Annotated in this window: 13 protein-coding genes; 5 read left to right on the top strand and 8 right to left on the bottom strand. The window is 50.3% G+C overall.

Going from position 1 to position 10,412, the window contains the following annotated elements; genetic code table 11:
- Nucleotides 1-117: 117 nt before the first annotated feature.
- Nucleotides 118-336 carry a helix-turn-helix domain-containing protein gene (locus GEI7105_RS0115760; RefSeq protein ID WP_245555423.1) on the bottom strand — a complete coding sequence of 73 codons (219 nt, stop codon included), beginning with the start codon at nt 334-336 and terminating at the stop codon, nt 118-120.
- A 229-nt stretch (nt 337-565) separates the two neighbouring features.
- Here GEI7105_RS0115760 and GEI7105_RS0115755 point away from each other — a divergent pair, with 229 nt between their 5' ends.
- Genes GEI7105_RS0115755 through GEI7105_RS0115750 form a run of 3 tightly spaced genes read left to right on the top strand, consistent with a single transcriptional unit; the run spans nt 566 to nt 1,391 of the window.
- The gene (locus GEI7105_RS0115755; RefSeq protein WP_017661401.1) at nt 566-1,099 is read left to right on the top strand and encodes a Uma2 family endonuclease; all 534 of its coding nucleotides are present in this window, start codon (nt 566-568) and stop codon (nt 1,097-1,099) included.
- A 24-nt stretch (nt 1,100-1,123) separates the two neighbouring features.
- On the top strand, nt 1,124-1,264 hold the full coding sequence (locus tag GEI7105_RS38550; RefSeq protein WP_158413220.1) for a hypothetical protein: 141 nt from the start codon (nt 1,124-1,126) through the stop codon (nt 1,262-1,264).
- A complete protein-coding gene (locus GEI7105_RS0115750; protein WP_158413219.1) occupies nt 1,221-1,391 on the top strand; it encodes a hypothetical protein in 171 nt (56 codons plus the stop codon). The genes GEI7105_RS38550 and GEI7105_RS0115750 overlap by 44 nt, the downstream gene beginning before the upstream one ends.
- A 113-nt stretch (nt 1,392-1,504) precedes the next feature.
- Here the strand turns inward: GEI7105_RS0115750 and GEI7105_RS37420 are convergent, their stop codons facing one another.
- From GEI7105_RS37420 to GEI7105_RS38545, 7 genes are all read right to left on the bottom strand, one after another.
- Nucleotides 1,505-6,703, bottom strand: a complete 5,199-nt coding sequence (locus tag GEI7105_RS37420; protein WP_017661399.1) for a DUF4114 domain-containing protein — start codon at nt 6,701-6,703, stop codon at nt 1,505-1,507.
- 496 nt (nt 6,704-7,199) lie between these two features.
- The gene (locus GEI7105_RS0115740; protein ID WP_017661398.1) at nt 7,200-8,072 is read right to left on the bottom strand and encodes a fructosamine kinase family protein; all 873 of its coding nucleotides are present in this window, start codon (nt 8,070-8,072) and stop codon (nt 7,200-7,202) included.
- A gap of 52 nt (nt 8,073-8,124) precedes the next feature.
- Nucleotides 8,125-8,460 carry a cupin domain-containing protein gene (locus GEI7105_RS0115735; RefSeq protein WP_017661397.1) on the bottom strand — a complete coding sequence of 112 codons (336 nt, stop codon included), beginning with the start codon at nt 8,458-8,460 and terminating at the stop codon, nt 8,125-8,127.
- A gap of 188 nt (nt 8,461-8,648) precedes the next feature.
- Nucleotides 8,649-8,945, bottom strand: a complete 297-nt coding sequence (locus GEI7105_RS0115730; RefSeq protein WP_017661396.1) for a type II toxin-antitoxin system RelE/ParE family toxin — start codon at nt 8,943-8,945, stop codon at nt 8,649-8,651.
- A gap of 3 nt (nt 8,946-8,948) precedes the next feature.
- Nucleotides 8,949-9,206: a ribbon-helix-helix domain-containing protein gene (locus GEI7105_RS0115725; protein ID WP_017661395.1), complete on the bottom strand. Its 258-nt coding sequence runs from the start codon at nt 9,204-9,206 to the stop codon at nt 8,949-8,951.
- 94 nt (nt 9,207-9,300) lie between these two features.
- Nucleotides 9,301-9,498: a hypothetical protein gene (locus GEI7105_RS37415; protein WP_144053829.1), complete on the bottom strand. Its 198-nt coding sequence runs from the start codon at nt 9,496-9,498 to the stop codon at nt 9,301-9,303.
- Between the two features lie 25 nt (nt 9,499-9,523).
- Entirely contained in the window at nt 9,524-9,691 is a 168-nt protein-coding gene (locus GEI7105_RS38545) for a hypothetical protein (RefSeq protein ID WP_017661393.1), read from the bottom strand.
- 65 nt (nt 9,692-9,756) lie between these two features.
- On the opposite strand from GEI7105_RS38545, the gene GEI7105_RS38540 reads away from it, so the two are divergent.
- Both GEI7105_RS38540 and GEI7105_RS0115705 read left to right on the top strand, forming a co-directional pair.
- A complete protein-coding gene (locus tag GEI7105_RS38540; RefSeq protein ID WP_158413218.1) occupies nt 9,757-9,897 on the top strand; it encodes a hypothetical protein in 141 nt (46 codons plus the stop codon).
- Between the two features lie 55 nt (nt 9,898-9,952).
- The gene (locus GEI7105_RS0115705) at nt 9,953-10,213 is read left to right on the top strand and encodes a hypothetical protein (RefSeq protein WP_245555422.1); all 261 of its coding nucleotides are present in this window, start codon (nt 9,953-9,955) and stop codon (nt 10,211-10,213) included.
- Nucleotides 10,214-10,412 lie beyond the last annotated feature (199 nt).

Raw genomic sequence — 10,412 nt, 5'->3', positions numbered from 1 at the left:
GGAGAGATTGGATGTTGGCGCTCATGGCGTTGAAGCCTCACAAATCTCTCCATTTTCAACGAGGGCTAGAGGCTCTATCCCTTGTGAGGCAGGGGGTCTAGCTATGTTGTCACCCTCTCAGTGAGAATAAGTGTCTGAGAGCCACTCCAGTTCTCGCTTCCATTGCGGAAGCATCTTTTTGAGAGTTAACCCAGAGATGCCTTTCCCCGTTTGGCGGTAGGCTTCAGTCGTCAATTGCAGAGAACGATTCCACACGAAACGACAGCAGCCAAAGGCTTTCGCCAGGGCAACTTCCTGCTCCCCCGTGGGATAAATTCTCAGCTTGACAACTTTCATTAGGTGAAACAAGCTTTGCACTAAGAGCAGCATAACAGATCGAACGGCTTGCCCGCAACCTTACCGCCGCGATTCATCTACGCTTCAATCGGAGATTAGAAACGTAGGATTCTCGCGGTTCAGGCTAAAAAACTCGGTTTCTTGGGGAGTTCAACAGTAGGGCGATCGATGTCTGTGAGGCGATCGCTTGCGCTAAAATCGTAGCGCGTTCGTCTTTACAGAGGAGAGTATGATTACGACAGGTTCGTCGATCGATCTTCAAGGGTTCCTAAAGTTACCTGAAATTGACGATTCGCCAGCTTGGGAGTTACTCGACGGACACCCCAAACAGAAACCCATGCCAACGGCTTATCATAGTATTCTTCAGAAGCGTTTAGTGGCGATCGTCGATGCTTGTGAGTCTCCCTACGAAGCTTTTCCCGAGTTACGTTGTCTGTTCGATTCGTATGCGATCGTTCCCGATATTGCAGTAGTGCGGCGCGACGCGATGCCAACTGGGAACTTACCTTTTTCCGGTGCGCCAGCTTGGATAATTGAAATTTTGTCTCCGAATCAGAGTACGACTCGGCTGATTGCGAAGATTCAAACTTGTTTGCAGGCTGGGGGTCAACTGGGGTGGTTAGTTGACCCTGAAGAAGAGGTGGTGATGGTGATGCGATCGGGCGATCGGTTTGGCTTGTTTCAAGGTAGAGAAAGTTTGCCGGTTTTAGAGGGTTTGGCGTTGGAATTCACACCAGAGCAAATGTTTGGCTGGTTGCGTTAGGTTTGATTCAGTAATTTTGGGGGAATGAAAAAGCTCGATCGCTTTTGCGGTTTGAGCTTCGGCGATCGCTATTTCAACCTAGATGAGAATGATTCCGTCGATCGTGAGTCAGGAATTGTTGGTGAGTGGGGTTTGGGCGATCGCAGTGCGATCGGTGGCGGTTAGGAGGGCGATCGTTCCCACAGATGCGATACTCAGGCGGAGTAAGGCGTGGCGGAATCGTGCGGCTAGTCAGGTTTTAGGGTTGGATGAGTCGATCGATAGCATTTTGGTGGGTTGTGTGGATGAGTAACTTGTCGGGTGGACAGGTTTAGAGAACCAGTGGCTATCCGCAATGAATCGAGTCACCCTGACCACCCGACGACTATCAACAGGGTGAGCATTACCCACCCCCTTATGGAATGCCTAACCCAGTATCAAGTAAGGCGTTGCTCCCAAAATCTCAGTGCAGTACGACCAAGACCAGAAATTATCATTCCCAATTCCTTTTTCGTCTTGACCATTTTGCGTGTTTACAGAATCACGATCTTTAGTATTCCACGAATTAACGTAGTTACTCTTTCCTGCACTATTTCCTGGCGAATCTTGTACTCGACCAAATGGATCGTCCACAATGATGCCTCCGCGCTGCCAATCAATGTCTATCACTTTGACAATATGTCCAAAGCTTGTCGTTGATGCCGATGTCATAATTGCCTTACCTTGATTAAGCGCTGGCTCCCAATTATTTTTGATAAAATTCTTGAAGAAATTGATATCTCCAATGGGGAAACCTTTCAGCATTGAAAAGCCAGGATTTGATACATTAAATTCCTCCTTCGCAAGCTTGGCAAAATTTGCCCACCAGTAACGCGGGTTAATGTTTGTCTTGTACCAGGAGTAGGATTGAATCTTATCTTCCAGAACATCCTCAAACTGGCGGTGAGGCTCAGGATTTTTGACTCCTAGATAGGTGAGACAAGCAGCGAGAGTCGTCACATTGCACATGGAGTCTGCAATATTTTTGTGGTCATTGTCACGCTGGTTAAAGTATGGAACCTTATACTGCAACCGACGGTAGTATGCCGCTCGTTGAGAGCTTGGCAGCTTCTTGACAAGCTCGCGATACTTCCGTATCTCATCAATAGTAAGTCGCGACTTCTTGTCAAGATCTGACAAGGAACTTGGTGTTGTAGGATCAGTTACGCTCCCCCCGCTATTGCTGTTATCCGGCTGGATTGGTGGACGTGAGCCAGGATATCCATTGATATAAGCGCTCGGAACCCAGTATGCCTTGCCGTTGTACCAGTAGCGATACCATAGTGCGTCTGGCTTGCCAGTCCACAAATCGTTAACGGATTCTCCATACTTCCAGCCATCAAACGTCAAGGTCTTGTTGTACGGTTCCGCATACGGACTGCGATCGCCGTGACTTGGACTGTTGCGTAACTGCACCCCGATTGACGGCCCGACTTTACCAGTGAACGTTTCGGGGCGGAAGGGATTGTTATTTGTCGTCGAAGACTGGAGCCACGATGGATTTTGTCCGGGACGCAAGACCTCAACACGTCCTGTACTGCGTTGGTAAGCAATCTTGCCACCTTCAAAGTCAGAGAAGATCGTGTCGTTGCCATAGTTATACTCCCGGCGCTTCGGCATCCCCAGCCAGTGACTGGCTCCGCCGATGTCCGTATAACGCCGACCGATTTGCCCCCAGGTTGCGACCGAACCTGTTGCGGCAGAATAGTGAATCCGCGATTTACCGTCTTCTGCTGCAAACCGTTGGTAAACGGCGTACTTACCTTTGTGCGAGAACGGAATTTCATCCGATCGCGGATAGCCCAAGTGACCCGTTGCGCCACCAACATTCTTGTACTCGCCTAGGTTTCCGTGCCAAACCCAGAAAGCTTTACTCGCGCCATCTTCGAGCATCAACAGCATTTCACTGCCGTTCTTATCGCGGAACTTCTGCGTCCATCCGTTGCCCCACCGATAAGCATCGCCGACCGGAGTAATACCCTTGCTGCTACCCTTAATCCGGTTGTAGGCATCTCGGAACAGATGGGGAGCGCGAGATTTACGACCGATGCGGAACCGGTTCAGCCAGCTCGACACACTCTTCGAGATGTTAGAGCGGATGTTGTTAATACGATTGCCAATGGGATTCCACACCCGTTTTACGCCGTTCGTCACTCGGTTGCGAATGTTGCTAATGGTATTGTTCAGCCCCCGTCGCGCCCGAGAGACAACGTTGGAAATGCCGTTGCGAACTCGCTTGACATTGTTGTTAAAGCTGTTGCGAACTCGGTTGAGACTGTTCTGAACCCAACTGCGAACTTGACTGGGATAGCGAGTGACGTGCTGACGAACGCTCTTGCGAACCCGATTGACGGTTTGACCGACCCACTGGCGTAGCCGTTTAGTCGCTGACTGACGAGCGCGATTGAGATTCGTTTGTACCCGTTGACGAGTTCGACTGATGTTCTGGCGGAACGTGCGTTGAACTTTACTGCTGTAACGAGACAGCGCTCGCTTCACGGAACCGAAGCCTCGGCTAACTTTTTGACGAGCGCGGTTCGAGAAGTTGGAAATCCCTTTGAACGTGCGACGTAAAAAGACTGGACGTTCGTTAATGCTGGTCGCGTTTTCTGTGAGTCCCTGCGGGTCAGGAGGAGTCACGGGAACGTCTGGCAAAGAGATAAGCGAAGCCAAACTGACCGCTGCTGTTGCGTTGAGCAACCCAGCGCCGGTTTCAGCATCCCAATTCGGGGCGTCTAAGTCTGTCGCGGTGCGCTTGAGAAGTTCGATGACTTGGCGATAGCTCAAATCTGGGTTGGCTGCCCACACCCGCGAGGCAACGCCCGTCACTTGTGCGGTTGCTAAGGACGTACCCGCATTTTCGCCGTCACTACCCGGAGCTAGTAAATCGAGTCCCTCTCCGTAGCTGGAATAGTCGGCTCGCGCCCAATCTTCTGCCGCGCCTACGGTCAGGACGTTATCGAAATGGCGGGAGGCTTCTCCCAAGGCTGAGATTTGACCGCCATCGTTCCCCGCCGCTGCAACAACCAGTACGTTGTTATCGCGAGCGTATTCTAAAGCTTGCCATTCTTCGGGGGTGAGGCGATCGCGAACGACAACCTGACCGTCAGGCTGAGTTTCAGTGATGTCGAAACTGAGGTTGACGAGTGCGTTGGGTTGACCCGATTCCTTGGCAGCATCGACAAACTCTACTAAAGACTCAGCCCATTTCCCTGAACCGACGCTACGACCGAGCCACAGGGGAGCCGTCTCGTTATTGGCAGCGATCGTTTGTAAGACTTCCGTACCGTGGTTGTCGCCTTCACCTTCAACCAACAGAGGGTTATCGTCGCCCGCAACGAGATCTGTACCGAGAACCACAGGGTTAGAGACAACTTCAGCTTCCTCCAGATTGAAACCTGTATCGAGTACCCCGATACTTGGCTGGTTTGCTTCGGGCAAGTCCAGCTCGCTGCTTGCCTCTACCATTAAGGTTTCGTAGAGTTCTGCCCGTTCGGCATCGGTGAGATCGTTTTCAACTTGCTGCTGGTTGGCAATGTCCTGAATTTCGGTCTCTAGGGTTTGTAGTTGTTCGTCTAGTTCAGTTTCAGCATCCTCGTAGACGGTGGACGTCACATCTGGATCGTTTTCGAGTCGATCCAGTGCGGCTTCAAATTCCTCCTCAGCCGCTGCGATTTCATCACCCCAGGCATCCGGTTCGCTTTCTAAGTCCTCAATTTCGCGGAGCAATTCGGCTTCAAATTCCTCAATGAGGGCTTCAATTTCTGCTTCGGCGATCGCATCGGTGTCTGCTTTGGAGTCGGAATCGTCTTCCGCCACCGTTTCGTCTTCACCCTTGTCCTCTTGCGGTTCAGAGTTGGAATTGCTTTCGGCGACAGCTTCATCTTCACTGTCGTTCTCTTGCGGCTCGTCTTTCGCTTCGGTAGAAGTGGCTTCGGAGTCGGAATCGCTTTCAGCGACGCTTTCACCTTCACCATTGTTCTCTTGTGACTCGAAGGTTTCTTCTAAGTCCTCTAAGACGGGGTCTTCGAGTTCGATCGTGACTTCATAGCCATCTTCACTCAAATCTTCATCGAAGATATCGAGATCCTCGGCTGGAGTGAAGTAGGGATCGACGTAAGCGAGTAACGCTTCTCCCAATTCGGTCTCGCGCCAGTCGCTTCCTTGACCAATCAAACCATCCATCGTGGGTGCGCTCCCCGTTGCGCCCCGAACTTGGAAAATCAGGTCGTTGTAGTCGCGATCGCTCCGATCGTCTGCTCGCATATCCTCCATGACGAAGGTGTTTCCATCCCCCGTCACGTCCGCAATCTGACCCATATGAAACTCGTCTTCTGGGTTGGCGGTAGACAGCGAAAACAGCGGTCGTTTGGCGCCACCGATTTCGGGATTGTTGACCACCTCGGAAACGCGACCGTTGGGAACCAGCATGACGCCGAATTTCTCTCCGGCTTTCATGGTGAAGGTCTTCACGCCTTGGTAATTCCCACTGTTCCAGTCTTTCCCGCCTTCGAGGGAACCGTTGAACCGGGCGCCTTCACTGGGGTCGCTGATGACGATATGTCCGAGGTCGGAGTTGCTGGAGGCTCGATTGGCGGCTTCGGCGATGAAGTCTTCGACGGTTTCAAATTCCAGTTCGTCTAAACCCGCAAGGCTGAAAATAGCTACTTCACCGCGATATTTCCCGCCGTCGTAGAGGAAGTCAATTCCCACTTCTCCGCTTTCACCGACGGTGAAGACGCCGGAATTGAAGTTGGGAAGCTCGAATTTGGGAGTTTCGTCGAGGATCTCCTCGTCTTCTTCGTCGAGTTCTTCATCTTCAGCAACGGTTTCTTCGTCGAGTTCTTCGTCTTCTTCAGCAACGGTTTCTTCGGTGGAGTCGTCTTCGGCGATGGTTTCTTCAGAAGTTTCGTCGTCTGTGGAGGATTCGGACTCTTCAGCAACGGTGTCTTCAGAGGTGTCGTCTTGGCTCGATTCCTCTTCAGCAACGGTTTCTTCGGTGGAGTCGTCTTCAGCGACGGTGTCTTCAGAAGTTTCGTCGTCTGTGGAGGATTCGGACTCTTCAGCGACGGTGTCTTCAGAGGTATCGTCTTGGCTCGATTCCTCTTCGGCTACGACTTCTTCGGTGGCGTCGTCTTCAACCCCTTCTTCTGTGGTGGTTTCGGCGGCGACGGGTTCTTCAGTGGTGTCGTCTTCGGTTGAGTCTGAGGTTTCTGCGGTGGCGGATACGTCGTCTGTGGTGTCTTCGCTTTCGATGTCGTCTTCGATGAAGGGTATGTCTTCGCCGATGTCTTCGTCGGAGATGTCGCTGGCGTCGGTGGTGTCTAGGGTATCGCTGCTATCTTCGGTGTCGCTGCTATCTTCGACTTCTGTGGGGTCGATCGCCTCCGCTTCTTCCGTAGTTTCACTGAGATCTTCTAAGTCGTCGATCGCAGGAACTTCGATCGCCTCGGCGTCATCTCCACCATCAACTAAACCACTCGGTGTGTAGATGGGTTCGAGAATAAAAGTTTGTGCATTTTCTTCTCTGTTTTGTTGATTTTTAACTTGGCTTTGGAACCATTTTGTGAAGACAGAAGAACTCATGGCTATAGATGCTCCTGATGGCTGAAAATAAGTTACAGTCTCGAGCGAACGCGATCGCTCTGGGGCGATCGATTCATATAATTTCGTGTTTTTGTTCGTAACAATACGGAAAACCAAAAATCCCAATGGGTCTTTTGAGTTGACTCTAAGTTACTCGATTTTTTCTAGCTCGTCTGTAAATTTCCGGTAAAGCGATCGACCAATATCCGTGAATTTATAGATAGATCTATCTTCCCTGATTAACTCGGTCAAAATTTTCGATTTTTACGGCAATAGCGTTAATAATTTACAATTTTTAACAATTTAATCAATAAATTTATCGATCGCTCCTCGAAAAATTGGAGAGAACGATCTCGTGAATTCCCCACATCAAAAGCGATACATCCAGTTCGGACTCAAACGGCTTCTGTAACTTCACAGAATCTTTAAAAAAGCCTTCAAAAAAAATCCCCAGTTTCCAAGAAACTGAGGACATCCATTGACGAGAGCCATGCGCCTAACTGCGTAAAAGTTGCTGAATCATTCGCTGCGCTTGACTCGCATAACCACTACCGAACAAATTGAAGTGATTGATGATGTGATAGAGGTTGTACAGCGTTTTGCGGCGATCGTACCCCTCATCTAACGACCACTCCTCGTTATAGCCCTGATAAAACGCCCCCGAGAAGCCGCCAAACAACTCCGTCATGGCAATATCCACCTCTCGATCGCCATAGTACGTCGCTGGGTCGAAAATAACGGGTTCTCCATCCGCCGTCACCGAAGCGTTACCCCCCCACAAATCCCCGTGAACGATCGAGGGAATCGGCTGATGTCCCGCCAACAACTGGGGAATCTTCTCCACCAACGCCTCCCCACCGTCGAAACGCATCCCCTTACGGGCGGCTAACCGCAACTGAAAGCGAATGCGGTGTTCGGCGAAAAACTCCGCCCAGTCCTCCGTCCAAGTATTCACCTGGGGCGTCGAACCGATGGTGTTGTTGCGATCCCAACCGAAGCGATCGCGGGTTCCGGTACGGTGCATCTGCGCCAACTGACGCCCCATTTGTTCCCAAACCTGAGAACCTCCGCCCCGACCGCGCAAATCCAGCCATTCCATTACCAGATAGGCGGAATTTCCCGCCGTTCCCCAACAAATCGGCTTAGGAACGCGAATCGTATGGGTTTCCCACATCTCCTTCACCCCCACCGCTTCGGCGGCGAACATATCCGCAGCGGAGGCTTGGTTGAGTTTGACGAAGAAGGTGCGTTTTCCGTCGGAAATGGTACTTCCTTGACTGATACAGCCACCGCCGACGGATTGGTTCGTCGAGATACCAAACGGTTCTCCAGTGGCTTCGGTAATATGCGCGGCGATTTGCTCCCACATAGGACGTTGTAATTTCTGATGGACGATTACGGAAAGCCTATGTCAGTCGTCGCTAGACTTGCAAACCGAAATAGGTCAAGACCAGTTCTGCGTTTCCCGTGTTGGTGATTTCGTGGACTTCTCCCACTTCTACGGCGATGCAGGTTCCGGGTTCGAGGGGATAGGGCGTATCGTCGATGCGAATTGTCCCCGAACCGGATTCGACGAAGAAGACTTCGCACATATCGGAGTGGGAATGGGCGGCGGCCACTTGTCCGGGGGCGAAACGGGCTTGGGCGAAGTTCGTCAGGTGTGGGAGATCTCCCGATTTCAACATCACTTGTTTGCGGATGTTGGGGTTGTGGGACACGCCTTGCGTGGGGATGTTTTGGAGAGAGAGGTGTTTCATGGGAATCGGTGGTGTGGGGTTCGATTCCCTATTTTGACGGGTTTGGGGATGTAAGGGCGATCGCGCTGTCGTCGTAAATTGCTCTGGTTTAGCACCCCGGTATTTTGGAGATACTGGGGTGCTGAGATTCGGATTTGCGGTTGTTTAGAGAAATGTCATCCATTTAGCTGCCAAAGCAGCACAACAACCTATTTGCGATCGAATAGCCTCATTAAATCTCGTCTTCCATAAACAATGCGGACAATTTCAACCACATTATTTGTAACTCGGTAAAATAAAATATATTCATCCAGTAAAACTCCTCTCAAACCTATCGAGAGACCATCATAGCGTTTGCCGATCGTGGGGAATTTTCGTAGCTTTTGACACCAAGCTTCAAATTTACTGAGGAACTGTTCTCCGGCTTCAACGCTGGTGTCTGAAAAATAATCGATGATTTCCTGCAAGTCTTGAAGGGCGGGTGGCGAAATTATGTATTGTCGCATAGACTATTGAGTATTTGGTTGATGAAGGCGATCGCGCAGTCGCTCGATCGCCACATCTCCATCGAGTCCTTCGCCGCGATCGAGTGCTTCAATTCCCGCTTCAACCTTTTGTTGGGTTTTGCTAAGCCAGCGATCGTATTCTTGTTGCTGCTGAAGCAGGGTTAGGGCTTGTGTAAAAAGGTCTTCGACACTTCGATAGCGACCGTTAGCAAGTTGGGTTTGAATGAATGCCTCTTGTTCTGGGTTTAAACTGATTTGCATGGGTACACCTCATGGACGATGTTGGTTTTATTCTGACATTTATTATGACATTGGCTTCGACTGGGTAGATAGGAAAGCTACCGATGGCGTTAATCTAGATAGCCACATCCTCAAAGCCGCTAACTTGTTGGTGTAGTTGAGTACTCACGCCACAAACCCAGAAATCCCCGTAGGGTGGAAATTCCCGCAGAAGGATAACAGGTCGGTTTTTGAGGGTGAGGGCTGCTTGCGGAATCGGCGTGAGGACAATATAAGCTTCCTTCATCGTCGGGATTTGCGACTTGGATGGCATCTAGGGGATATTCATCTTCCTCACCCTAAGCATTGTTGAGGGCTTGAATCGACCAGTTAGATCGGGATTCGCGTTCTGAGGTTTCTTCGGGAATCACGGTGACAATGACTTTTGTGTTGGGTGGAAGGTTGTATGGCTCGTCTAAACGAATGGATTCACCATCAAAATATCCCGATAGAGAAATCGTTTTCATGGCTCGAACGGATGAATCAATATTTTTGGTGTTTCAATTAATATGATATCAAGAATTGCTTGAGGGTGTCTGGATTATTGAGCGTTGGGTTGATGGAGGCGATCGAGCAACTGCGCGATCGCCACATCTCCATCGAGTCTTTCGCCGCGATCGAGTGCTACGATTCATTTTTGAATCAGCATCTTAAAAACTTCCAAAACGATTGACAAGATTATCGGAAGCGGGATGATGACTAGAAGTATCAGTTACCACGATGAGTTAATGACTTCTCTTCAAGAGCCATCTGAGGCGGTGATGTATCTTGAAGTTGTGTTAGAAGAGGGCGATCCTCTCTTGATTCACAAAGCACTGCTCAATGTCATTGAAGCAGCGGGGGGTCTTGAGGGCTTTTCTGCGAGTTTTAAAACCGATTTCGATCGATTGACCTGTCAGCTTCAAGCCAGTGGAGAAATTGAGTTTACCCGTTTGCAACGGTTGTTAGCTGGCTTGGGATTGAGGGTTGTTTTAAGAGTTGCGAGTTAGGTGAGGTTATGAGGGGTGTAGGGTCGATCGATCTTTTGATGGAGTCGATCGAGCAAAAGCTACCCAGATCGATCGTCTGGGTAGCCTGTTGGTTTTTGGTTCGATCGTCATGGAAGTGATATAGCAATCCTAAATGGTTTGCGGAAACAGATCGGCTGAAAACCCCATACCGTAACGATCTATCCTGAAAACAAGCCGC

Origin of the sequence: Baaleninema simplex PCC 7105 (assembly GCF_000332355.1) — a bacterium.
GTDB lineage: Bacteria > Cyanobacteriota > Cyanobacteriia > Cyanobacteriales > Geitlerinemataceae > Baaleninema > Baaleninema simplex.
Note: the sequence above shows the minus strand (reverse complement) of the source record. Positions and strands in the feature narration are given on the sequence as shown.